25 protein-coding genes and 1 pseudogene are annotated in these 22,324 nt (G+C 51.0%); 13 read left to right on the top strand and 13 right to left on the bottom strand.

Annotation, left to right across the window (positions count from 1 at the left end; genetic code table 11):
- Position 1 precedes the first annotated feature (1 nt).
- The 6 genes from sdhD to metF all read right to left on the bottom strand — a co-directional run bounded on the left by sdhD (position 2) and on the right by metF (position 6,950).
- A complete protein-coding gene (sdhD, locus tag BBW69_RS07930; RefSeq protein WP_003675078.1) occupies positions 2-343 on the bottom strand; it encodes a succinate dehydrogenase, hydrophobic membrane anchor protein in 342 nt (113 codons plus the stop codon).
- On the bottom strand, positions 337-714 hold the full coding sequence (gene sdhC / locus BBW69_RS07925) for a succinate dehydrogenase, cytochrome b556 subunit (RefSeq protein WP_003675077.1): 378 nt from the start codon (positions 712-714) through the stop codon (positions 337-339). Before sdhC ends, sdhD begins: the two co-directional genes overlap by 7 nt.
- 277 nt (positions 715-991) lie before the next feature.
- Positions 992-2,395 carry a dihydrolipoyl dehydrogenase gene (locus BBW69_RS07920; RefSeq protein WP_188210968.1) on the bottom strand — a complete coding sequence of 468 codons (1,404 nt, stop codon included), beginning with the start codon at positions 2,393-2,395 and terminating at the stop codon, positions 992-994.
- 245 nt (positions 2,396-2,640) lie between these two features.
- Positions 2,641-3,378 carry a redoxin family protein gene (locus BBW69_RS07915; RefSeq protein ID WP_107859909.1) on the bottom strand — a complete coding sequence of 246 codons (738 nt, stop codon included), beginning with the start codon at positions 3,376-3,378 and terminating at the stop codon, positions 2,641-2,643.
- Between the two features lie 278 nt (positions 3,379-3,656).
- Positions 3,657-5,933 (bottom strand): 5-methyltetrahydropteroyltriglutamate--homocysteine S-methyltransferase, encoded by a 2,277-nt coding sequence (metE, locus tag BBW69_RS07910; protein WP_107859908.1) that lies wholly within the window; start codon positions 5,931-5,933, stop codon positions 3,657-3,659.
- A gap of 138 nt (positions 5,934-6,071) precedes the next feature.
- Entirely contained in the window at positions 6,072-6,950 is an 879-nt protein-coding gene (metF, locus tag BBW69_RS07905; RefSeq protein ID WP_039853940.1) for a methylenetetrahydrofolate reductase, read from the bottom strand.
- A gap of 199 nt (positions 6,951-7,149) precedes the next feature.
- On the opposite strand from metF, the gene BBW69_RS07900 reads away from it, so the two are divergent.
- Positions 7,150-7,425 carry a type B 50S ribosomal protein L31 gene (locus BBW69_RS07900; RefSeq protein WP_019271952.1) on the top strand — a complete coding sequence of 92 codons (276 nt, stop codon included), beginning with the start codon at positions 7,150-7,152 and terminating at the stop codon, positions 7,423-7,425.
- On the top strand, positions 7,425-7,550 hold the full coding sequence (gene ykgO / locus BBW69_RS07895) for a type B 50S ribosomal protein L36 (RefSeq protein WP_002222621.1): 126 nt from the start codon (positions 7,425-7,427) through the stop codon (positions 7,548-7,550). The genes BBW69_RS07900 and ykgO overlap by 1 nt, the downstream gene beginning before the upstream one ends.
- Positions 7,551-7,655: 105 nt before the next feature.
- Here the strand turns inward: ykgO and BBW69_RS07890 are convergent, their stop codons facing one another.
- Positions 7,656-7,856, bottom strand: coding sequence for a hypothetical protein (locus tag BBW69_RS07890; RefSeq protein WP_003675061.1), 201 nt, complete (start codon positions 7,854-7,856; stop codon positions 7,656-7,658).
- A gap of 157 nt (positions 7,857-8,013) precedes the next feature.
- Here BBW69_RS07890 and BBW69_RS07885 point away from each other — a divergent pair, with 157 nt between their 5' ends.
- A complete protein-coding gene (locus tag BBW69_RS07885; protein WP_188210967.1) occupies positions 8,014-9,153 on the top strand; it encodes a homoserine O-acetyltransferase in 1,140 nt (379 codons plus the stop codon).
- Complete coding sequence (metW, locus tag BBW69_RS07880) at positions 9,150-9,731, top strand: methionine biosynthesis protein MetW (RefSeq protein ID WP_003675051.1); 582 nt, start codon at positions 9,150-9,152, stop codon at positions 9,729-9,731. The genes BBW69_RS07885 and metW overlap by 4 nt, the downstream gene beginning before the upstream one ends.
- A 21-nt stretch (positions 9,732-9,752) precedes the next feature.
- Here the strand turns inward: metW and BBW69_RS07875 are convergent.
- Positions 9,753-9,860, bottom strand: a pseudogene (locus BBW69_RS07875) (IS5/IS1182 family transposase); the annotation flags it as partial.
- Between the two features lie 93 nt (positions 9,861-9,953).
- Between BBW69_RS07875 and BBW69_RS07870 the strand changes: the two are divergent.
- Positions 9,954-10,790 (top strand): NMB0938 family lipoprotein, encoded by an 837-nt coding sequence (locus tag BBW69_RS07870; RefSeq protein ID WP_188210966.1) that lies wholly within the window; start codon positions 9,954-9,956, stop codon positions 10,788-10,790.
- Between the two features lie 164 nt (positions 10,791-10,954).
- On the opposite strand, the gene efp is transcribed toward BBW69_RS07870, so the two are convergent.
- From efp to BBW69_RS07855, 3 genes are read right to left on the bottom strand one after another with little or no spacing between them, the layout of a single operon-like run.
- A complete protein-coding gene (gene efp, locus BBW69_RS07865; protein WP_002213793.1) occupies positions 10,955-11,515 on the bottom strand; it encodes an elongation factor P in 561 nt (186 codons plus the stop codon).
- A 41-nt stretch (positions 11,516-11,556) separates the two neighbouring features.
- Positions 11,557-12,708 (bottom strand): elongation factor P maturation arginine rhamnosyltransferase EarP, encoded by a 1,152-nt coding sequence (gene earP, locus BBW69_RS07860; protein ID WP_188210965.1) that lies wholly within the window; start codon positions 12,706-12,708, stop codon positions 11,557-11,559.
- 48 nt (positions 12,709-12,756) lie between these two features.
- On the bottom strand, positions 12,757-13,035 hold the full coding sequence (locus tag BBW69_RS07855; protein ID WP_111727110.1) for a hypothetical protein: 279 nt from the start codon (positions 13,033-13,035) through the stop codon (positions 12,757-12,759).
- Positions 13,036-13,161: 126 nt separating this feature from the next.
- Between BBW69_RS07855 and BBW69_RS07850 the strand changes: the two genes are divergently transcribed.
- From BBW69_RS07850 to rlmB, 5 genes are all read left to right on the top strand, one after another.
- Positions 13,162-13,830 carry a carbonic anhydrase gene (locus BBW69_RS07850; RefSeq protein WP_188210964.1) on the top strand — a complete coding sequence of 223 codons (669 nt, stop codon included), beginning with the start codon at positions 13,162-13,164 and terminating at the stop codon, positions 13,828-13,830.
- A gap of 50 nt (positions 13,831-13,880) precedes the next feature.
- A complete protein-coding gene (gene miaA / locus BBW69_RS07845; RefSeq protein ID WP_188210963.1) occupies positions 13,881-14,822 on the top strand; it encodes a tRNA (adenosine(37)-N6)-dimethylallyltransferase MiaA in 942 nt (313 codons plus the stop codon).
- 3 nt (positions 14,823-14,825) lie between these two features.
- The gene (gene tadA / locus BBW69_RS07840) at positions 14,826-15,545 is read left to right on the top strand and encodes a tRNA adenosine(34) deaminase TadA (protein WP_188210962.1); all 720 of its coding nucleotides are present in this window, start codon (positions 14,826-14,828) and stop codon (positions 15,543-15,545) included.
- Between the two features lie 4 nt (positions 15,546-15,549).
- Positions 15,550-16,038 carry a DUF456 domain-containing protein gene (locus BBW69_RS07835; protein WP_188210961.1) on the top strand — a complete coding sequence of 163 codons (489 nt, stop codon included), beginning with the start codon at positions 15,550-15,552 and terminating at the stop codon, positions 16,036-16,038.
- Between the two features lie 65 nt (positions 16,039-16,103).
- On the top strand, positions 16,104-16,856 hold the full coding sequence (gene rlmB, locus BBW69_RS07830) for a 23S rRNA (guanosine(2251)-2'-O)-methyltransferase RlmB (protein ID WP_003675027.1): 753 nt from the start codon (positions 16,104-16,106) through the stop codon (positions 16,854-16,856).
- A gap of 61 nt (positions 16,857-16,917) precedes the next feature.
- On the opposite strand, the gene BBW69_RS07825 is transcribed toward rlmB, so the two are convergent.
- Positions 16,918-18,309, bottom strand: a complete 1,392-nt coding sequence (locus BBW69_RS07825; RefSeq protein ID WP_107859899.1) for a nucleobase:cation symporter-2 family protein — start codon at positions 18,307-18,309, stop codon at positions 16,918-16,920.
- Between the two features lie 378 nt (positions 18,310-18,687).
- Between BBW69_RS07825 and dapA the strand changes: the two genes are divergently transcribed.
- Together dapA and bamC are read left to right on the top strand one after the other, a co-directional pair.
- A complete protein-coding gene (dapA, locus tag BBW69_RS07820; protein ID WP_188210960.1) occupies positions 18,688-19,563 on the top strand; it encodes a 4-hydroxy-tetrahydrodipicolinate synthase in 876 nt (291 codons plus the stop codon).
- A gap of 8 nt (positions 19,564-19,571) precedes the next feature.
- A complete protein-coding gene (gene bamC / locus BBW69_RS07815; RefSeq protein WP_188210959.1) occupies positions 19,572-20,768 on the top strand; it encodes an outer membrane protein assembly factor BamC in 1,197 nt (398 codons plus the stop codon).
- Between the two features lie 56 nt (positions 20,769-20,824).
- On the opposite strand, the gene pip is transcribed toward bamC, so the two are convergent.
- Positions 20,825-21,757, bottom strand: a complete 933-nt coding sequence (gene pip / locus BBW69_RS07810; RefSeq protein ID WP_188210958.1) for a prolyl aminopeptidase — start codon at positions 21,755-21,757, stop codon at positions 20,825-20,827.
- Between the two features lie 93 nt (positions 21,758-21,850).
- On the opposite strand from pip, the gene yciA reads away from it, so the two are divergent.
- Entirely contained in the window at positions 21,851-22,288 is a 438-nt protein-coding gene (gene yciA, locus BBW69_RS07805) for an acyl-CoA thioester hydrolase YciA (protein WP_003675015.1), read from the top strand.
- The last annotated feature ends 36 nt before the right edge of the window (positions 22,289-22,324 follow it).

The following is a 22,324-nucleotide window of genomic DNA, read 5'->3' as shown; positions in this document are numbered from 1 at the left end:
TTTACCCCCAGATTACTTTAACTGAATATACCAAGCAGCCGACCAACCAAACGATGGTGGCAACTTGTAAAAACAAACGCACGCCGAAAGGCTTAATGTAGTCCATCCACAAATCGCGGATACCTACCCATGCATGCAGGAATACGGCCAAAAAGCTCACTTGGGTAAAGACTTTCACCCAAGTTTGATTGAAAAACGCCTGCCATGCCGAATATTCTTTAGGCAACGTGAACAGAACAACCAATAGAACTACGGTGTATATCAACATGATGACCGCAGTTGCACGCTGCATTGCCCAATCGCGCAAACCGTAATGCGCGCCTGTCAATTTACGTTCTACCATAATAAAGCTCCCAAAACGACAGTCAAAACCAATGCAGAAGCAAATACGGCTTTAGCGGTATTACGTGCAGTATTCAGCTCCAAGCCTTTATGCGCATCCAAAAACAGAAAACGGATACCGGCAAAGAAATGGTGCAAATACGCCCACAGCACGCCGAGTAAGATTAATTTGACCAAGGGATGGGAAATAATGGAACGGTAAGTCTCAAATGCGGATTCTTGGCTTAAGGTACCTGACAGGAAATAAAGTAGGAAGGGCAGCATGATAAACAACCCGACACCACTGATACGGTGAAGAATGGAAACTATCCCGGGTATCGGCAGACGGATTTTCGGTAAATCCAGATAAACAGGACGTGATTTGACAGACATAGTCAATTCCTCTGTAGTTATGATATCAACTCAAAAACCGTAAACCCAGTGCTACACTGGGTTACATAAACGTTAATTTACCTGTTTTATCTCATTTTGAACAGCGTATTTTAAAAACAAACTAATAAATTTTAACAAACACACATGAAAACAGTAAATTAAAGAACAAATTTCTAATTTGCACTATTTGCTTTATCAGGGACATCAACATCAAATTCAATTACTGGGAAATAAAATGCCGTCTGAGAAATTTCAGACGGCATCCTTCATGTATCAATCAAATTTTTAATTTAGCGTCGGCATCACGCAATGCAGTACGCAAACCTTCCTCGATAACAGGATGGTAGAACGGCATATCCAGCATTTGTGGAACGGTCATCTTCATTTGATGCGCCCATGCCAACAGGTGCGCCAAATGTTCAGCGGCAGGGCCTACGATTTCCGCACCGATGAAGCGGCCGGTTGCTTTTTCGGCATACAGGCGCATATGGCCCTTGTTTACCAGCATCACGCGGCTGCGACCTTGGTTTTTAAACGATACTTCGCCGATGACAAATTCGTCTGGCTGGTATTGCGCGGCAACCTGCGCGTATTTCAAACCGACAAAGCCGATTTGCGGACTGGTGAACACCACGCCGATGGTGCTGCGGCGCAAACCGCCGCCGATATTCGGATAGCGGCCCGCGTTGTCGCCGGCAATCTTGCCTTGGTCGGCAGCTTCGTGCAGCAAAGGCAATTGATTGGACGCATCGCCCGCGATGAAAATATGCGGAATACTGGTTTGCATGGTCAACCGATCGGCAACAGGTACGCCGCGCGCGTCTTTATCGATATTGATGTTTTCCAAACCGATATTGTCAACGTTCGGACGGCGGCCTACGGCTGCCAGCATATATTCGGCAACAAATACGCCTTTTTCGCCGTCTTGCTCCCAATGTACTTCTACATTGCCGTCTGCATCGAGCCTGACCTCGGTTTTAGCATCCAAATGCAGTTTCAATTCTTCGCCGAACACGGTTTTCGCCTCGTCTGAAACGACAGGGTCGGAAATACCGCCGATGATGCCGCCCAACCCGAAAATCTCGACTTTCACGCCCAAACGGTGCAATGCCTGACCCAGTTCCAAACCGATAACGCCCGGTCCGAACACGGCAACGCTCTTAGGCAGCGTATCCCATGAGAAAACGTCGTCGTTGATAATCAAACGGTCACCCAAAGACTGCCACTGCGGCAGGATAACGGGACGCGAGCCGGTAGCAATCACGAAACTTTTTGCCGTGATTTGGGTATGGTCGTCGATTTGGACGGTATGCTCGTCGATAAATTTAGCCGAACCCATAATGCGTTTGTCGGCAGGCCATTCTTCCACATCGGCAACGACAAAGCCGACAAAACGGTCGCGCTCGGATTTAACGCGCTGCATCACTTCTTCGCCATTGACGATGATACTGTCTTTGTCCAAATGCACGCCGAACGGGTCGGTATGCAATGCGTGATGACGCGCCTCTGCGGCGGCAATCAAGAGTTTGGAAGGCATACAGCCCACGCGCGCGCAGGTTGTGCCGAACACATTGTTTTCAATCAGGTAAACATTATCCGAATGTAAACGGGCATTGCGAAACGCACCCATGCCGGCAGTACCGCCGCCGATCACGACTACATCTGCTTGAATTTTTTTCATATCCTGTCCTTCCAATTTTGCCTGAAACGCCAATGGCACAAGGCATATCAGCTTCAAATACGTTTAAATTTTCTAAATTAATAGCGTAAACCAGGCAAACAAAGGATAATTCCTTTTAAATACAATAATATTCAAATCCACCTGTAAATATAGAGTTATCCGGAACAGTAGTGTAGGACCGCCCGAATAACTCTATTCAGCATATCAGACAGTTTTAATCGAACTGCCTTAGCGTAAAACAGCTATTAGTTTTTAGCCAAGTAAGCTTCCAAATCTTCGCTGCCGCCGATGTATTTACCGCCAATGAAGACTTGAGGAGCAGTCATCTTGCCGGTAATGGCGCGTACGGAAGTAACGGTTGCATCTTTGCCCAATACGATTTCTTCGTATGACAAACCTTTGTCTTGTAAAGCTTGTTTGGCTTTAGCACAGAATTGGCAACCTGGTTTGGTGAAAATTGCCACAGACTCTTGAGCTTTCCAGTCAGGAGCAATGTATTTCAACATAGTGTCAGCGTCAGACACTTTGAAAGGATCGCCTGGTTCTTCAGGTTCGATAAACATTTTTTCAACCACGCCGTCGTTAACCAGCATGGAGTAACGCCAAGAACGTTTACCGAAGCCCAAGTCTTCTTTGCCGACCAGCATGCCCATGCCTTCGGTGAATTCGCCGTTGCCATCAGGAATCATGTAGATGTTGTCAGATTCTTCTTCGGCAGCCCAAGCGTTCATCACGAAAGTATCGTTTACAGATACGCAGTAGATTGCATCAACGCCGTTTTCTTTGAACGCGCCGAACAATTCATTGTAACGCGGCAAATGGGAAGAAGAGCAAGTCGGAGTAAATGCGCCGGGCAGAGAGAATACGACTACTTTTTTGCCTTTGAACAAATCGTCAGTAGACACATCTTTCCAAGTGTCACCGACGCGGGTGCGGAATACTACGGAAGGTACTTTTTGACCGGTACGATCTTGCAAAGCCATTTTGAGCTCCTTAATAGATAGGTTTAAGAAATGATTGTGAATTGATTTGGGCATTCTACCCCGAATAAGTTGATTTGTATAATTTATAGTTCAAATAATATTAATTATTCAAAACTATTAATTACCGACCTCGACCAACTTCTTACAGTATATAAAGCCATGCCTAAAAAAAACAAGTCTTATTTGAGAAAAATTCTTAAAAACTCCCCTACGCTCATTTGAAAACAGAAATGCCGTCTGAAAAGTATTCAGACGGCATCCGATTACGTTATTCCTGCTTATTTAGCTAGTTCGGCACGCAGTTTGTGGGTTACGTTCATCATCACTTGGAGTTGTTCCAGAGTTTCTTTCCAACCGCGTGTTTTCAGACCGCAGTCTGGGTTCACCCACAGGCGTTCAACTGGCACAACCTCGATGGCTTTGCGCAACAGGTGCTCAACTTCAGCTTCAGTCGGTACGCGTGGGCTGTGGATGTCGTAAACACCCGGGCCAATGTCGTTCGGGTATTTGAATTCGCCGAACGCGGTCAAGAGCTCCATGTCGGAACGTGAAGTTTCGATGGTGATGACATCGGCGTCCATAGCGGCGATGGCAGGCAGGATGTCGTTGAACTCGGAGTAGCACATATGGGTGTGGATTTGTGTGCTGTCTTCGCAACCGGTAGAGGACAGGCGGAAGGATTCGCCGGCCCAGTTCAGGTAGGCATCCCAATCGGCGCGTTTCAAAGGCAGACCTTCACGGATGGCAGGTTCGTCGATTTGGATGACTTTGATGCCTGCTTTTTCCAGATCCAATACTTCATCGTTCAGGGCCAGTGCGATTTGTTTGCACACGGTAGAGCGAGGAATATCGTTGCGAACGAAAGACCATTGCAGAATGGTTACAGGGCCGGTCAACATACCTTTCATCGGGCGTTTGGTCAGGCTTTGTGCGTAAGTAGACCAAGCCACGGTCATGGCTTCAGGACGGCTTACGTCACCGAAGATGATAGGTGGTTTAACGCAGCGTGAGCCGTAGCTTTGTACCCAGCCGTATTGGGTGAATGCAAAACCGCTCAACAATTCGCCGAAGTATTCAACCATGTCGTTACGCTCGGCTTCGCCGTGTACCAGTACGTCCAAGTCCAGTTTTTCTTGCTCTTCAACCACCAAGGCGATTTCTTTTTTCATCGCAGCTTCGTAATCGGCGGCAGACAGTTCGCCTTTTTTGAAGGCTGCACGTGCTTGGCGGATTTCGGTAGTTTGCGGGAAAGAACCGATGTTGGTAGTCGGCAGCAGAGGCAGGTTCAACCATGCTTGTTGCGCTTTGATACGGTCGGCAAATGGAGATTTGCGTTGGTCTGCGTTGGCAGGCAAATCGGCCAAGCGTTTGGCAACGTCTGCACGGTGGATTTCGCTGCTGTTGGCACGGGAGTCGGCAGCAGCTTGGCTGGCGGCCAGTTCTTCGGCAACAGAATCACGGCCTTCGTTCAATGCGGCTTTCAGAACGCGCAATTCTTGGGTTTTTTGCAGGGTGAATGCCAACCAAGAGTACAGATCAGGTTTGTTGGCTTTCAGTTTTTCTTCAACTGACAAGTCAAATGGAGTGTGCAGCAGAGAGCAAGAACTGGAAATCCACAAACGGTCGCCCAGTTTGGCTTGCAGAGGCTCGACAGTTTCCAAAACTTTGTTCAGGTTGGCGCGCCAAATGTTGCGGCCGTCGATAACACCGGCAGACAGAACTTTGTCGTAGTCGGCAAATGCGTCCAGTTGCTCAGGAGCGCGTACCAAGTCGATATGCAGGCCGTCAACAGGCAGGGATTTCAACAATGCGGCGTGTTCGGCAACAGAACCGAAGTAAGTGCTCAGCAGGATTTTGGCGCTTACTTTGCTCAAAGTGGCATAAACGTCTTTGTATGCTTCTACCCATTCTTTAGGCAGGTCAACAGTCAAAGCAGGCTCGTCGATTTGAATCCACTCTGCACCGGCTTCAACCAAAGCAGTCAGGATTTCAACGTAAACAGGTAACAGTTTAGGCAACAGGCTCAGACGGTCGAATTCAACAGCGCCTTTTTCTTTACCCACCCACAGGAAAGTCAGAGGACCAACAACGGTCGGTTTGGCTTTCAGGCCCAAAGCTTGGGCTTCTTGCAGTTGTTGAACGTAGTGTTTGGCGTTGGCTTTGAATTCGGTATCGGCGTGGAATTCAGGCACCAAGTAGTGGTAGTTGGTGTCGAACCATTTGGTCATTTCGATAGCGAATTGATCTTTGTTACCACGGGCCAGTTGGAAGAATTGTTCCAAAGACAGGTTTTGGCTGTCGAAGCCGAAGCGGGCAGGGATGGCACCGGTAGCAACTTGCAGGTCGAGGATGTGGTCGTAGAAAGTGAAATCGCCTGCGGCAACGTAATCAGCGTTGGCAGCAGCTTGGTGTTTCCAGTTTTTCTCGCGCAAGTCTTTAGCAACAGCCAGCAATTCTTGCTCGCTGATTTCTTTGCGCCAGTATTTTTCTTGGGCGAATTTCAATTCGCGGAAGGCGCCGACACGCGGGAAGCCTGAGAAATGTAATGTTGTCATGTTGAACTCTCCAGTTGGATTTTGTAAGGACCGGTTCAATCCGAATCGGCCGGTATTGTAAATCAGAATGGCTTGGATGGGGCGGTGTTTTGCTTTTTTAGATACCTTAGATGCCGTCTGAAACTGTTTGATACGGCTTTAAGGGCGCACGCCTAAAATATGGCAGATGGCGTAAGTCAGCTCGCTGCGGTTAAGCGTATAGAAGTGGAAATCTTTCACGCCTTCGCGGGACAGGACTTTGACCATATCAATGGCGATACTTGCCGCCACCAGATTGCGCGTACCTTGGTCATCGTCCAAACCTTCATACATTTGCGACAGCCATTTCGGGATTTTGACATTGGTTACCTGCGCCATTTTGCCGAGCTGCTTGAAGTTGGTAACAGGCAGGATGCCGGGGACGATTTCCACATCGATACCCAACATCACGCAGCGGTCGCGGAAGCGCAGGTAGCGCTCTACATCGAAGAAGAATTGGGTGATGACGTGGTTTGCGCCCGCATCGATTTTGCGTTTCAGATTAATCAGGTCGGCTTGTGCGGATTTCGCTTCGGGATGTACTTCGGGGTATGCTGCTACGGAAATGTCGAAGTCGGCGACGGAGCGTAATAGCTTAACCAAGTCTTCGGCGTAAAACGGTTTTTTCTCATAACCGGCCGGCTCGTCTCCGCGCAGGGCGACAACCCGGCGGATGCCGCTGTCCCAATAATCTTTGGCAATTTGGCGCAATTCGTCGGGAGAAGCGTCGATACCGGTCAGGTGCGGGGCTGCTTCCAAGCCGGTTTCTTGCTTAATGCGTTTGACGATGCCGTGTGTGCGGTCGCGTTCGCCGGAGTTGGCGCCGTAGGTTACGGATACGAACTTGGGATGCAGGGTTTGCAGACGGTGGATGGAGTCCCACAGCATGGTTTCCATTTGCTCGTTTTTCGGCGGAAAAAATTCAAACGAAACGTTGATGTCGCCTTTCAAATCGGAAAGGCTGTTATTTAACGCATTGATTTCTTTTGCGTAATTCATGGCCGCGTACCTTTTATTATCTTTTATATGATATTTCAGCCAACATAATAAAGTTGCTCCAAACATGAGTCAATTTCAAAATTTTCAGACTTATCATGAAAATTTCTAATATATTACAAAAATAGTTAAATTTCCTTGTACAGACCTTCTAAACTATGCTAGAGTTTGTTATGTTATAACACTCCAAGCAAGGCAATATATGAAACCGAATATTCATCCTGACAATTATCGAACCGTTCTTTTTTTCGACAGCAGCGCCAATGAAGGCTGGCTGATTCGTTCTTGCGCCGAAACACACGGAAAAACGATGGTTTGGACAGACGGCAAAGAATATCCGCTCTTTTCCTTAGATACTTCCTCTTCCTCACATCCCGTCTATACCGGCAAACAGCGTAACGTCAATACTGAAGGCCGTGCCAGCAAATTCAACCAACGTTTCCAATCCGTAATGTCATCGTTTAGAAAGGACAAATAATGCAGGTTCTGTCTTCACTCAAAACCGCCAAACAACGCCACCGCGACTGTCAGATTGTCAGACGTAAAGGCAAAGTTTACGTTATCTGCAAAAGTAATCCGCGTTTTAAAGCACGCCAACGCTGACCCCCTACCCTTCCTGCTTCGGTTGTAAAGCCCCTCCTACCGCAAGCCCTTTTCAAATATGCCGTCTGAAACATGAAAATAGCGTTTCAGACGGCATATTTTCCGTCAATACGAATCCGGAATGTGTTTGAAATACAGCATGACCAAATACCAAAACAGCGTCGCGGCGGCTGCGCCAAGCAGTACCCATGCGCTGATTTTGGCGACATCGCGCAGGGCGCGTTTTTGCTTGCGGCTGAAGAGGCGGTTGATAATCAGCGCGGCAAGTGCGAAAAAGAAAAAAATACGGAAAAGTCTGCCTATCATATCGGGAAGCGGGGGAGGTCGTCTGAAAAAGTATGGTTCGGGCACGGCGGCATGGGGACGGATGTTTGAGCGCGTCAGGCTGCTTGTCCGACCGTGTCAAAAAGTCATGCCGTTTGCTATATAATAACGCTTTTCGCCGCATTTGTTGGAACAGGATATGAGTCAAAATGCCTCGGTGGGCATTGTAACGCCCCAAAAAATTCCGTTTGAGATGCCGCTGGTTTTGGAAAACGGTAAAACTTTGCCGCGTTTCGATCTGATGATTGAAACCTACGGCGAGCTGAATGCCGAAAAAAACAACGCGGTTTTAATCTGCCATGCGCTGTCGGGCAACCATCATGTTGCGGGCAGGCATTCGGCGGAGGATAAATATACGGGCTGGTGGGACAATATGGTCGGACCCGGCAAACCGATTGATACAGAACGTTTTTTCGTGGTCGGTTTGAACAATCTGGGCGGCTGCGACGGCAGCAGCGGACCTTTGTCGATCAATCCTGAAACGGGTAGGGAATACGGCGCGGATTTTCCTGTGGTTACGGTGAAGGACTGGGTAAAATCCCAAGCCGCGCTTGCCGATTATCTCGGCATCGAACAATGGGCAGCGATTGTCGGCGGCAGCTTGGGCGGTATGCAGGCTTTGCAGTGGACGATTTCCTATCCCGAGCGCGTGCGCCATGCTTTAGTGATTGCGTCTGCGCCGAAGCTGTCCACGCAAAATATCGCGTTTAACGATGTGGCGCGTCAGGCGATTTTGACTGACCCCGATTTTAACGAAGGACATTACCGCAGCTACAATACCGTTCCCGCACGGGGCTTGCGGATTGCTCGCATGATGGGACACATTACGTATCTTGCCGAAGACGGCTTGGGCAAAAAATTCGGACGCGACTTGCGTTCCAACGGTTATCAATACGGCTTTGGCGTTGAATTTGAAGTGGAATCCTATCTGCGCTATCAGGGCGACAAATTCGTCGGACGGTTCGACGCCAACACTTACCTGCTTATGACCAAGGCTTTGGACTATTTCGATCCGGCGGCGGATTTCGGCGACAGCCTGACCCGCGCCCTGCAAAATGTGAAAGCGAAATTTTTTGTCGCCAGCTTCAGTACCGACTGGCGTTTTTCGCCCGCGCGTTCCAAAGAGCTGGTGAAAGCGCTGATTGCCGCGCACAAGCCGGTGCAGTATATCGAAGTAAAATCCAACCACGGCCATGACGCCTTTTTGATGGAAGACGAAGCCTATATGCGCGCCGTAGCGGCTTATATGAACAATGTGGACAAGGATTGCCGATCATGAACTTGCGCGACGATTTACAGTTGATTTACGACTGGATTCCCGAAGGCAGCCGCGTCTTGGACTTAGGCTGCGGCGACGGCGAATTGCTGGCGGCTTTGGTGGAACACAAAAAATGCAGCGGCTACGGCATCGAAATCGATACCGACAGCGTCATCGCCGCCATGTCGCGCGGCGTGAACGTCATTCAAGCCGATTTGGAGCAGGGTTTGGCGGAATTTGGCGACCAGACCTTTGACGTTATCGTTTTGAGCCAAACCATCCAAGCCATGCAGAATACCGAGAAAATCCTGCGCTGCCTCATGCGCGTGGCAAAACAGGCGATTGTCAGCTTCCCGAATTTCGGCTACTGGCGCAACCGTTTCCAAATCGCCATCGGCGGCCATATGCCCGTCTCCGAACGCATGCCCTACCATTGGTACGACACGCCGAATATCCATTGGTGTACGCTCAAAGACTTTGATTTATTGTGCGCCAAAAACAAAATCCGCGTCCTCGAACGCGCCGTCATGGCGGGCAACAAACAGGTCAAACATTTCCCCAACCTTTTGGGCAGCTTGGCGTTTTACCGCGTTGGGTAAGATAGGCTGAGAACCTTGTTGGTATAGTGGATTAAATTTAAACCAGTACGGTGTTGCCTCGCCTTGCCGTACTATTTGTACTGTCTGCGGCTTCGTCGCCTTGTCCTGATTTAAATTTAATCCACTATAATAACGAGGTTCTTCCGTTGTACTAACAAGAGGCCGTCTGAAAAATGAAATATCAGATTTTCAGACGGCCTCTTTAATGTTGGAAACAATAGAATGAAAAACAAAACTCCATCACTTTTCTTATTGGTTGCGGCAATCATGCTGACCGCATGTTCTCCGAGCAAAGAAGATAAAACCAAAGAAGTCGGCGTATACGCTGCTTCGTCCTCCGCGTCATCAGCTCCTTCCCAAACCGATTTGCAACCGACCGCATCCGACCCTGATAACGTCAAGCAGGCAGAAAGCACGCCTCCTTCAAATTGCACCGGCCTGCATCAGATTAGCGGCATTGATGATTTTGTCAGCCAGGTTGCCGAGAATATCGATTCCAGTTGTTTGTTTGAACGCAGCCCTAAAGAACTGGCGGCGATTTGGGGCATCCCCGGCGGAGATGATCCCCTGAAGCAGGCAATTTTCCCCGATATGGATACGGACGATCCTCAAAACGCCGATAAATTAATGGAGGTAATCGATCAGATGGCAAAAGGAGGACAGGGCTATAATCAGCAGGCGGTAGTATCGGCGATACAAAAAATGGAAGCACTCAGGCAGCGGGATACACTGGTTTTATCAACAGGTAAGGGAACAATCCAAGGCACGGACCAGCCGCCCAGGACAACGCGCCATTTCGGCATAGAAGCAACGCCGGCATATCTTGAGAAACACGGCGGCGGTTTTGGCGGCAATTTCCAAAACATCAGCCAACTGCCCGGATACTTGAGGATTCGCGGGAAAATTTTGGAGGATCAACGGATATTCCGCCTGTTCAACCGCGACCGTGACCCTGATAAGCCTTATCTGGAAATGACGTTTGACGAAAACGGGAAAATCACGCAGATTACCGTATATGAAAATGTTGCCAATCCGATAAGCGGCATTCATTTGATGTAACACCCTAAAGCCCGTACACCGCGTCTGCCCGATGGCGGACGGTACGGGTTTCTTTCAATCCTGTACGGCTTTGTCTTGTTCTGAAAACAACCCGGGATAGAGACGGCCGTTGATGTAAAAATGCCGTCTGAAAACCTTTCAGACGGCATTTTTCAAGTAGGATATCAGGCGCGTTTGCGGAATTCGCCGGTACGGGTATCGATTTCGATTTTGTCGCCGTTTTCGATGTAAGACATCACTTGGATTTCAGTGCCGCCGACCAGACGTGCAGTTTTCATCACTTTGCCGGAAGTATCGCCTTTAACGGCAGGCTCGGTGTATTCGACTTCGCGTACGATGATGGTAGGCAATTCTACGGAGATAGGGTTGCCTTCGTAGAAGGTCACTTCGCATTGGTCTTCCATGCCGTCAACGATGAATTTCAACGCGTCGCCGATGTTGTCGGCTTCGATTTCGTATTGGTTGAATTCTTCGTCCATGAAGACGTACATAGGATCGGCAAAATAGCTGTAAGTACAGTTTTTGCGGGACAGGATGACGACGTCGAATTTATCGTCGGCTTTGTAAATGGTTTCGGAAGCGGCACCGGTCAGCAGGTTTTTCAGTTTCATGCTGACTTTGGCGGAAGAGCGGCCGCCTTTGATGTATTCGGTTTTTTGAACGACCATAGGATCGTTGCCGACCATGAATACGTTGCCGGCGCGCAGTTCTTGTGCTGTTTTCATTGTGATTTCCAATCAAATCGGTTGTAAATAAACGCGCTATTTTAGCTTATTTTTTTATGCTTTGAAATAAAGGCGGCGAGTTTTTCAGGAGCTGACGGCTGATCGAAAAGATAACGGCTCCACTCCTCTGCGCCTTGCCGCCAGTCGTTTTGATGTTGATGCAGGGTTTGCCAACATTCGAGGCGTTGTGTTGCGGATAATGCCTCTCCGCCGTTGAGGTCGTTTGAAAGGCGGCGGTGTGCCGATGCGGTTTCGGGCGAGTAGAAACCATGCGCCCTATCCCAAAAGGCGTGGAGTTTGTCGAGATGGACATGCTCGTCTTGCGGGTAGATGTGCCAAAAGAAAGGTTTGCCGGCAAGCTGCGCGCGGACGAAACTGTCTTCGCCGCGTATCACGGCACAGTCGGCAAGGTGCAGCAGTTGGTCGAAATCCTGTTGCGGCACGAAAGGGATTTTGACGAGGCGGACAGAGGTCGTCTGAAAAACATCGCCGTCGTTTTGCAGGGCGTTTTGCGGAATGACGCCGCTTTGTTTGAGGCAGTCGATGATTTGCGTCCCCGCCAGCAGCAGGGTCATCGGGCTGCCTGCCTGTTGCCACATGTCCAGCCACTTCGCCCAAATATCGCTCCGATAGCCGAAAAGCAGCCATTCGGGGGCATTTTTTTCAGGAAGCATCAGTCGCTCTCGCAGGGCTTCGGTATCAAAACGGACGGCATCACGATAATCGCGTTCGCGTATCAGTCCGCCGCTTTTTTCGCTGAAACCCATAAACCAAAAATATTTTTGAACACCCTCCTGCGGCGAAGGCATCAGGTGCAGCCTTTCGTTGCTTTCTTCCGCGCTCAAATATTCCCAATTCAGCCAAAGCGGTTTGTGTTGGCGGATAATGTTCAACAAATTTTCAGGCAGGTCGCAGGCAAAAGTTTCGATGACGACATCGGGAATAGGCGCTGTATCAATGTCCGCCGCTTCGGGATGCCAAGTGCGGACATGAATATCCTGATGAACACAGGGGATATCGGACAAATCGGGGCAAAGCGCACGCAAGGCGGACACATCGTCCGTCCACAAATGCACCTGCCAACCGAGTTCACGATGCAAAACACGGGCAAGCCGCAGGGAAACGCCGATGTCGCCGAAATTGTCGATGACGTTGCAAAAAATCCAACAAACAGGAAAAGCGTATGTATTCATAAAAGACTTGAGGCCGTCTGAAATCCGTTTCAGACGGCCTTTTCAAAACTAAAACGCGCCGAAATAGTGGAACAAATACACAATCAGCAAAATGATCGGAATAAACAGCAACATGGTTTGACGTTTCAAATCAAACTCTTGCTTCAAATGATGCTTGATGGTTTCAAAGAGGATAAATTTAAACAGAAACGTTGCTTCGCAGGCAAGAATGATGCCGTTGATTAAGTGTTGCGCCGCGTCGTCGGGCGGATTGGCGGCGAAAACGGCAAGCGTCGCCAAGGGTATCAGGCAGACGGCAAGCCAGCGGACAAGCAGGTTTCGGAACATCGCAAGGCTTCCAAACAAAAAAAGCAAAACGCCATTATCGCCTCAAGAACGTACCTTGTCTAACGGCAGCATCGGGCATAGACTGTCGGCAATGCCGTCTGAAATGCGCATCAAAAGGAGAAATACATGAACAAAACCAAACAGGACATTTTTGAATACAACCTCCGCTGGGCAGAAGAACAGTTGCGGCACAACCCTCATTTTTTCGAGACGCTCTCCGCAAATCAAACACCTGACTACCTCTACATCGGCTGTTCCGACAGCCGCGTTACTGCCGAAGAAATGATGGGCATGAAGCCGGGCGAGGTATTCGTCCACCGCAACATCGCCAATATGGTCAACCCTCTGGACATCAATGCTGCCAGCGTGGTCGGCTACGCGGTCGATCATTTGAAAGTCAAGCACATTGTCGTCTGCGGACACTACAACTGCGGCGGCATCAAAGCCGCCATGCAACCCTGCGACTACGGCGCGTTGAACCCGTGGCTGCGCAACATCCGCGACGTGTACCGGCTGCACCGCGAAGAGCTGGACGCGATTGACGACGAAAACATACGCTACGACCGTTTGGTCGAACTGAACGTTCAGGAACAATGTATCAACATCATCAAAATGGCGGAAGTCCAAAAACGCTATCTGAACGAGCATTATCCTACCGTCCACGGCTGGGTGTTCGATATCTGCTCCGGCAGGCTGAAAGACCTGGGTATAGATTTCGAACGAATTTTGAAAGACATACAAAAAATCTACGACCTCACCGACAGACAATGGGCAGTTCCGCAAACCAAAATATAACGTCGGCACGCTTTCCGCTATAATCCGCATTTTCGCAACCCTGAAACATCATGCCGATTCCAAAAGCCTTTGCCCTCTTGGGCCCGACCGCCGGAGGAAAAACCGCGCTCGCCCTCAAAATCGCCGAAACCCTGCCGGTCGAAATCATCAGCCTCGATTCCGCACTGGTCTATACCGGTATGGACATCGGCACGGCGAAACCGTCTCATGCCGAGCTCTCCTTTGTACCGCACCACCTTATCGACATCATCCCGCCTACCGAATCATACAGCGCCGCCCGCTTTGTCGAAGACTGCACGCGCTTGGTCGGGGAAATTTCCTCACGCAGCAGGTTTGCCCTTATTGTCGGCGGTACGATGATGTATTTCCGCACCCTGACCCAAGGTTTGAACGATTTGCCCGAGGCCGATGCCTGCCTGCGTGCCGACTTGGACGAACAAAAACAGATGTACGGCTTGGATTTTCTCTACCGCACCCTGCAAAAAGTCGACCCTGAAACAGCATGCCGTCTGAAACCGAACGATAGCCAGCGTATCGGACGCGCTTTGGAAGTTTATTACTTAACCGGCAAACCGATGAGTGCGCACCTTGGCAGCCCAACCTCCCATACGCTCCCTTTTGATTTGCATACCACCGCCCTGATTCCCGAAAACCGCGCCCGCCTGCATGAAAACATCGCCCAGCGTTTCCACCTGATGCTTGAACAGGGCTTTATCGGCGAAGTAGAAAACCTGCGCCTACTCTATCCCAGCCTGACCGCCGACTCCCCTGCCATACGCTGCGTCGGCTACCGTCAGGCATGGGAATATCTGGACGGAAAAACCGATTTCCCGGCATTTGTCGAGAAAGGCATTGCCGCCACGCGCCAACTTGCCAAACGCCAACTGACTTGGTTGCGCAAAACACCTTTAGACTGCGTTGCCGACCCGTTTTCAGACGGCACTTCATGCACACGCCTGATTGAGGCGGCAAAACGGTTTTTCGGCGCATAAACCATGCTGACCACACCGCCGCTCGCCCCAAAAACCCTTGCAGCCCTCCACCGTCTGGGCATACGCACGCTTGCCGACCTGCGTCAGACCGGTGCGGTTCAAACCTTCTTGTTATTGAAGGCATCGGGTTTGACCCTCACGAAAAGCACGCTGTGGCAGCTTGAGTCGCTGCTGAACGGCACACTCCCGCAAGAAATCACGCAACACGACAAAACCCGCCTGCTTACCGAGTTGAAAAACCATCCGCCCGTCGCCGCCTTTCCCCCGCAAGGCGAAATGGCGCATTTCATGGGTTTGGCATTGGAACAGGCGAAACTGTCCGCATTAATGGGCGAAATACCCGTCGGGGCAGTCATCGTTTCCGACGGCAAAATCATCGCATCGGCACACAACACCTGCATTGCCGACTGCAATGTCAGCCGACACGCCGAAATCAACGCCTTGGCACAGGCAGGCAGCGAAATGCAAAACTACCGCCTTGACGGATGCGACATATATATCACCCTCGAACCCTGCGCCATGTGCGCGTCCGCACTGATACAGGCACGAATCAAGCGCGTGATATACGGTGCGGTAGAACCCAAAACTGGCGCAGCAGGCAGCATCGTCAACCTGTTTGCCGACAAACGCCTCAATACGCACACCGCCATACGGGGCGGAATCCTGCAAGAAGAATGCCGCTCCGTATTAAGCTGTTTTTTTCAGAACAAAAGAAAAGGTTGAACCTATGACCGCCTTGCTCGTCATCCTCGCACTCGCCCTGATAGCCGTCGGTACGGCGGGCATCGTTTACCCCGCCCTCCCCGGATTAGCATTGATGTTTGCCGGAACATGGCTGCTTGCCTATGCCGGCGGATACCAAATCTACGGCGCAGGCATCCTGTGGCTGGTCGGACTCATCAGCCTTGCCGGCATACTGACGGACTATGTGGCAGGTATATGGGGAACAAAATATACCGGAGCGGGCAAGCTCGCCGTTCGCGGTGCATTGATCGGCAGCATCATCGGCATGTTTTTCTCCCTTCCCGGCCTTGTACTCGGCCCGCTAATCGGTGCGGCTGCAGGAGAGCTCATCAGCTGCCGCAACATGATACAGGCAGGTAAAGCGGGCTTAGGTACGCTGTTGGGGCTTGTCGTCGGAACGGCCTTCAAAATCGGCTGCGCCGTATCCATCTTGTTTATCCTGTTGGTGAAATACATCACCTACCTGTTTTAACCCCTTCAGACGGCATCAGGATAAATTGCTATAATGCCGTCTGAAATTTCCGACAAAGCACCATCATGGCAAACCAAAGACCCATCTACGGCTTCCACGCCGTCAATGCCCGATTGTGGCAAAACCCCAAATCCATCGTCGAACTCTACATCCAAGAAGGCAAATCAGACGCACGCACGCGCGAAGTGTTGGAGAAGGCGGCAAACGAAAACATCCGCGTATATTTTGCCGATGCCGACCGCCTCAACGCCATCAGCAAAGGCGCGCGCCATCAAGGGGTGGTCGGATTTATCGATGCCTCCAAAAACCACGTCCACCTCGAAGACGTATTGGAAAACCTCAGCGAACCGCCGCTGTTGCTGATACTCGACGGCATCACCGACCCGCACAACCTCGGCGCATGCCTGCGTACCGCCGACGCAATGGGCGTACATGCCGTCATCGCACCGAAAGACAAAAGCGCGGGACTGAACGCCACCGTCAGCAAAGTCGCCTGCGGTGCCGCGGAAACCGTCCCCTACATCACCGTAACCAACCTCGCCCGCACCCTGCGCGAGCTGAAAGAATACGGCATCTGGATTATCGGTACCGACATGGGCGGCGACGCCGACCTTTACCATTGCGATCTGCCCGACAGCGCGGCATGGGTGATGGGCAACGAAGGCGACGGTATGCGCCGCCTGACACGCGAACATTGCGACATGCTGGTGTCCATACCCATGTTCGGCACGGTCGAAAGCATGAACGTCTCCGTGTCTGCCGGAATGGTATTAAGTGAAACACGCCGACAACGCGTATTAAAAAACGAAAAAGCGTAAGTCTCAAAAACAATGCCGTCTGAAACAGGGATTCTGTTTCAGACGGCATTCATTTTCAAAATCAGTGTTCCAAGTGGTCGGTATCAAACTTGACCACAGCCTCGGTTTTATCTTCGGGCAAGACCAAATTCAGCAAGACTGCCGTAATACCGCCGGCGGAAATAGAGTTTTGGAACAAGACGGGCAGGTTTTTAAACACTTCCGGCTCAAATGCCACACCCAGGCCCAGACCGACCGAAGTTGCCGCAATCACCGCTTCGCGCCTGCGGATGCCGTGGCTGACCAAAATCCGCACGCCCGCAATCGCAATCAAGCCGAACATCAAAACCATCGCGCCGCCCAACACCGGACTCGGAATCGTCGTAAACGCGCGACCGACAACGGGGAACAGACCCAACAGCACCAAAATCACGGCAATATATTTGCCCACATGGCGCGAAGCCACGCCGGTCATCTGAATCACGCCGTTGTTTTGCGCAAACGTCGTCAGCGGCAGCGAACCCAAAGCCGTCGCAATCACCGACACCAAGCCGTCAGCCAACACGCCGCCGCGCAGGCGTTTGGTGTATTCCTCGCCTTCAATCGGCTGGTCGGACACCATTGCCGTCGCGGTCAAATCGCCGACCGCCTCAAACACGCTCAACAAGAAAATCGCGCCCGCCACAATAAATGCGTGCCAGTCGAAAGCAAAACCGTATTTAAACGGTACGGGCAGCGTAACCAGCGGCAGGTTTTGCAGCGCGGAAAAATCCACCTTGCCCAAAAACAGCGCGACAATGTAGCCGGCAATCAGCCCGACCGCAATGCCGCTCATGCGCAACAGCGGGTTTTTCATACAGTTGAATATCAACACAATCAGCAACACCAGCGACGCCAGCCCCAAGTTTTCCATCGAGCCGAACGTGCCGTCCGCCTTCGCGCCGAAGCCGCCGCCGAAATCAGTAATACCGACGTGTACCAAACTCAAACCAATCAGCATCACGACCACGCCGCTGACCGTCGGCGTAATCACTTTTTTCAAATACGGCAGAAGCCACGCCGAAAAACACACCAAAAACGCGCCGACAAACGATACGCCCAAGAGCGTCGAAATCATCGCATCCTTGGTTAAACCGCCCTCTTTCATCCCCGCGCCGAGCGCAATCATGACGGTAACGAACGAGAAATTCACCGACTGGATGGACAGCATCCCCGAACCGACCGGCCCGAAGCGGTTGACCTGCAAATAAGTGCCGACACCCGACGCAACCATCGCCATCGACACGAGATACGCCGTCATCTCCACCGGCAATTCCAGCGCGCCGCCCACAATCAGCGCGGGCGTAATCATCGGCACAAAAATCGCCAAAAGATGGGTAACGGCACTCAAGAGCGCATTACCGAACGGCGGCCTGTCTTCCAAACCGTACACCAAATCAGGCGAATCCGCCTGTTTTTTCATTGTTTCAGCCATTGGAGTCTTTCTATCCGTTGTCAAACGTTAAAAAATTTTAAGAACGAAATTGTAACGAATCAAAGATTCCTTATCAATTCAAATCCTCATGTGCAAAAAACACCACCGGTTGTCCGAATTCAAATTTCTTTGAATTTCCGCACCGGACAGTCCTTCATTTTCAGAGAGCCTTCATGCGCTTAACACATTTTAATCCTCAACGGCGCATCCACTGCTTAAACCCAATAATTTTATGATTATAAAAAATATTATTTATTAAGATATGATAGAACTTAGGCCTTCGAACCAACCGTGCGGCCGATATGTTTCACACAAACAACAAAGTAAGCTACAATCTGAAGCATAATCGACCTCACTCAATGAATAAAAGGTTTCCGTATGTTACAAGGTAGCTTGGTTGCCCTGATTACCCCGATGAATCAAGACGGCAGCATCCATTACGAACAACTCCGCGATTTGATCGACTGGCATATCGAAAGCGGTACCGACGGCATCGTCGCCGTCGGCACGACAGGCGAATCCGCCACCCTCTCCGTCGAAGAACATTTAAGCGTAATCGAAGAAACGGTCAAACACGTCAACAAGCGCGTCCCCGTCATCGCAGGTACCGGCGCCAACAACACCCTCGAAGCCATCGCACTTTCGCAAGCCGCCGAAAAAGCCGGTGCAGATTTCACCTTATCCGTCGTCCCCTATTACAACAAGCCCTCCCAAGAAGGCATTTACCAACATTTCAAAACCATCGCCGAAGCCACTTCGATTCCGATGATTATCTACAACGTGCCCGGCCGTACCGTCGTCAGCATGACTAACGATACCATCCTGCGCCTTTCAGAAATCCCCAATATCGTGGGCGTTAAAGAAGCCAGCGGCAACGTCGGCAGCAACATCGAACTCATCAACCGCGCTCCCGAAGGCTTCGCCGTCCTTTCCGGCGACGACCACACCGCCCTGCCGTTCATGCTGTGCGGCGGGCACGGCGTCGTTACCGTTGCAGCCAACGCCGCCCCGAAACTTTTTGCCGATATGTGCCGCACCGCACTTCAAGGCGATATCGCCCTTGCACGCGAACTCAACGACCGGCTGATTCCGATTTACGACACCATGTTCTGCGAACCCAGCCCCGCCGCACCGAAATGGGCAGTATCCGCCCTGGGCAAATGCGAACCGCACGTCCGTTTGCCGCTCGTTCCGCTGACGGAAAACGGACAAGCAAAAGTCCGTGCCGCCCTGAAAGCCTCAGGACAACTTTAAATATAGCCATGCCGTCTGAAGCGTTCAGACGGCATAACGCAACAAACACTTTAATATCCATGAAACAGGATGACACGATGACCCATATCAAACCTGTAATCTCCGCACTACTCCTCATCGGACTGACTGCCTGCACCGGCAGCACGGCCGGGCAACCCAAACTTGACTATCAAAGCCAGTCGAACCGTTCGGTGAAACTCGAAGTCCCCCCCGACTTAAACAACCCCGACCAAGGCAATCTCTACCGCCTTCCTGCCGGTTCGGGAGCCGTCCGTGCCAGCGATTTGGAAAAACGCCGCACCCCGGCCGTACAACAAGCAGCCGACTCGGAAGTATTGAAAACAGTTAAAGGCGTCCGCCTCGAGCGCGACGGCAGCCAACGCTGGCTCGTTGTCGACGGCAAATCACCGGCAGAAATATGGCCGCTCCTGAAAGCCTTCTGGCAGGAAAACGGCTTCGACATCAAGTCCGAAGAACCTGCCATCGGACAAATGGAAACCGAGTGGGCGGAAAACCGTGCCAAAATCCCCCAAGACGGCTTGCGCCGCCTATTCGACACAGTCGGTTTGGGAGGAATTTATTCCACCGGCGAACGCGATAAATTCATCATCCGTATCGAACAGGGTAAAAACGGCGTTTCCGACATCTTCTTCGCACACAAATCCATGAAAGAAGTGTACGGCGACAAAAACAAAGATACGACCATGTGGCAGCCTTCCGCCTCAGACCCTAATCTCGAAGCCGCATTCTTGGCGCGCTTCATGCAGTATTTGGGCGTTGACGGACAACAGGCGGAAAAGACTTTGGCAAAAAACCTGACCCTGCCCGCCGCAAACGAAATGGCGCGTATCGAAGGTAAAAGCCTGACCGTACTGGGAGACTACGGCAGAAACTGGCGGCGTACCGCCCTTGCCCTCGACCGCATCGGCCTAACCGTTATCGGTCAAAATGTCGAACGCCATGCCTTCCTGGTCAAACAGTCTCCAAATGAAAGCGATGCCGTTGCCAATCAAAAACCGGGGCTGTTTAAACGGTTGCTGGGAAAAGGTAAAGCCGACAAACCTGCCGAACAGCCGGAACTGATTGTCTATGCCGAGCCTGTCGCCAACGGTTCGCGCATCGTCCTGCTCAACAAAGACGGCAGCGCATATGCCGGCAAAGATGCATCCACATTATTGGGCAAACTCTATTCCGAATTGCGTTAAGCCGTTTCATGGCAAAAGCAGCTTCCAAACGGAAGCTGCTTTTTTATGCGGAACTTTTACAAAAGCCGGGGCAAAATATCTTCAACCGCCCCTACCAATGCCTCCGACAACGCACGATCAAACGCGGAATGCCCGGACTGCACCACCCTCAATTCAGCTTCCGGAAACGCTTGCGACAACTCCCACGCACTCTGCATGGGTGTACACAAATCATACCGCCCCTGTACGATAATGGTCGGGATATGCCGTATTTTGCCGATATTGTTCAAAATCGCCTTATCACCCTGCAACCAACCGCCGTTGACAAAATAATGGTTTTCCAAACGCGCAATCGCCAGTGAGGCATAAGCATCTTCATCCACTTCTTCAGGTTCGAAACGAATCAGGTAACTTTCCCAATCCGCCCAAGCCTTGGCCGCGGTTAAACATACTTCTTCATCTTCATGAAACAGCATTTCATGATATGCCTGAATCAACATATGGCGGCTGTTTTCGGCAACCGGCGCAAGGAAACGCCGCCATTGCTCGGGATAAATCTGGCTTACGCCGCCTGCCTCGTTCAGCCAGGCCGTTTCAGACGGCCTGCACAGGAATATACCGCGCAATACCAATCCCTTTACCCGTTCGGGATGAGTTTGGGCATAAGCCAGCGACAAAGTACTGCCCCAAGAACCGCCGAACACCAGCCATTTCCTGATACCCAGCATTTCACGGACTCTTTCGATATCCGCCACCAAATCCCAAGTCGTGTTGTCTTCCACGCATGCATACGGTCGGGAACGTCCGCAACCACGCTGGTCGATAATGATGATACGGAACCGCTCAGGATTGAAAAAACCTCGACAAGCGGCAGAAGCGCCCGCGCCCGGTCCGCCATGCAGAAAAATGACCGGCACACCCTCAGGATTGCCCGACTCTTCCCAATAGATTTCATGAATATCGGATACACGCAGATATCCGCTGTTTAAAGGCTCCCTTATCGGATACATTTTTCCCCCTAAAAATTAAACCGGACAACATCCTTCTCATGCTTTCCGAAAACATCGTACAATAAACGAACTTCAGAGAAACAAGGAAATACCATGCAGCATGAAGAAGACAAACGCCTACATCCCCAAGGCGAGCTACTCCTGCGTACCGTTGCCATGCCGCGCGACACCAATCCCAACCAAGACATTTTCGGCGGCTGGATTATGTCGCAGATGGATTTGGGCGGCGGCATACTGGCGGCAGAAATCGCACAGGGACGCATCGTTACCGTCGCTGTTCAAGAAATGAACTTTATCCGCCCTGTCAAAGTCGGCAACGTCGTCTGCTGCTACGGGCATTGCGTCCGCGTAGGCAACACTTCCCTCCAGCTCAAAATCGAAGTCTGGGTCAAAACCCTGATGAACGATCATGTTACTGAAGAGCGCCATCTCGTAACCGAGGCCGTATTCACTTATGTTGCCATCGATGCAGAAGGCAATCCGCGCCCGATTCCCAAAGACGGCAATCCAAAATTGACCGGCCTGATATAGGCTTCATACAGATGCCGTCCGTTCAGACGGCATCTC

The sequence above is a fragment of the Neisseria sp. RH3002v2f genome (assembly GCF_014596375.1).
GTDB classification, from domain to species: Bacteria; Pseudomonadota; Gammaproteobacteria; order Burkholderiales; family Neisseriaceae; genus Neisseria; species Neisseria cinerea.
Note: the sequence above shows the minus strand (reverse complement) of the source record. Positions and strands in the feature narration are given on the sequence as shown.

Coding starts and splice junctions, on each gene's coding strand:
- efp (WP_002213793.1), bottom strand. CDS start 11,515: ATGAAAACAGCACAAGAACTGCGCGCCGGCAACGTATTCATGGTCGGC.
- earP (WP_188210965.1), bottom strand. CDS start 12,708: ATGAATACATACGCTTTTCCTGTTTGTTGGATTTTTTGCAACGTCATC.
- BBW69_RS07920 (WP_188210968.1), bottom strand. CDS start 2,395: ATGAAAAAAATTCAAGCAGATGTAGTCGTGATCGGCGGCGGTACTGCC.
- BBW69_RS07900 (WP_019271952.1), top strand. CDS start 7,150: ATGAAACCGAATATTCATCCTGACAATTATCGAACCGTTCTTTTTTTC.
- tadA (WP_188210962.1), top strand. CDS start 14,826: ATGCTGACCACACCGCCGCTCGCCCCAAAAACCCTTGCAGCCCTCCAC.
- rlmB (WP_003675027.1), top strand. CDS start 16,104: ATGGCAAACCAAAGACCCATCTACGGCTTCCACGCCGTCAATGCCCGA.
- miaA (WP_188210963.1), top strand. CDS start 13,881: ATGCCGATTCCAAAAGCCTTTGCCCTCTTGGGCCCGACCGCCGGAGGA.
- yciA (WP_003675015.1), top strand. CDS start 21,851: ATGCAGCATGAAGAAGACAAACGCCTACATCCCCAAGGCGAGCTACTC.
- dapA (WP_188210960.1), top strand. CDS start 18,688: ATGTTACAAGGTAGCTTGGTTGCCCTGATTACCCCGATGAATCAAGAC.
- BBW69_RS07855 (WP_111727110.1), bottom strand. CDS start 13,035: ATGTTCCGAAACCTGCTTGTCCGCTGGCTTGCCGTCTGCCTGATACCC.
- sdhD (WP_003675078.1), bottom strand. CDS start 343: ATGGTAGAACGTAAATTGACAGGCGCGCATTACGGTTTGCGCGATTGG.
- pip (WP_188210958.1), bottom strand. CDS start 21,757: ATGTATCCGATAAGGGAGCCTTTAAACAGCGGATATCTGCGTGTATCC.
- metE (WP_107859908.1), bottom strand. CDS start 5,933: ATGACAACATTACATTTCTCAGGCTTCCCGCGTGTCGGCGCCTTCCGC.
- BBW69_RS07915 (WP_107859909.1), bottom strand. CDS start 3,378: ATGGCTTTGCAAGATCGTACCGGTCAAAAAGTACCTTCCGTAGTATTC.
- bamC (WP_188210959.1), top strand. CDS start 19,572: ATGCCGTCTGAAGCGTTCAGACGGCATAACGCAACAAACACTTTAATA.
- BBW69_RS07885 (WP_188210967.1), top strand. CDS start 8,014: ATGAGTCAAAATGCCTCGGTGGGCATTGTAACGCCCCAAAAAATTCCG.
- BBW69_RS07870 (WP_188210966.1), top strand. CDS start 9,954: ATGAAAAACAAAACTCCATCACTTTTCTTATTGGTTGCGGCAATCATG.
- metW (WP_003675051.1), top strand. CDS start 9,150: ATGAACTTGCGCGACGATTTACAGTTGATTTACGACTGGATTCCCGAA.
- BBW69_RS07825 (WP_107859899.1), bottom strand. CDS start 18,309: ATGGCTGAAACAATGAAAAAACAGGCGGATTCGCCTGATTTGGTGTAC.
- BBW69_RS07890 (WP_003675061.1), bottom strand. CDS start 7,856: ATGATAGGCAGACTTTTCCGTATTTTTTTCTTTTTCGCACTTGCCGCG.
- metF (WP_039853940.1), bottom strand. CDS start 6,950: ATGAATTACGCAAAAGAAATCAATGCGTTAAATAACAGCCTTTCCGAT.
- BBW69_RS07850 (WP_188210964.1), top strand. CDS start 13,162: ATGAACAAAACCAAACAGGACATTTTTGAATACAACCTCCGCTGGGCA.
- sdhC (WP_003675077.1), bottom strand. CDS start 714: ATGTCTGTCAAATCACGTCCTGTTTATCTGGATTTACCGAAAATCCGT.
- ykgO (WP_002222621.1), top strand. CDS start 7,425: ATGCAGGTTCTGTCTTCACTCAAAACCGCCAAACAACGCCACCGCGAC.
- BBW69_RS07835 (WP_188210961.1), top strand. CDS start 15,550: ATGACCGCCTTGCTCGTCATCCTCGCACTCGCCCTGATAGCCGTCGGT.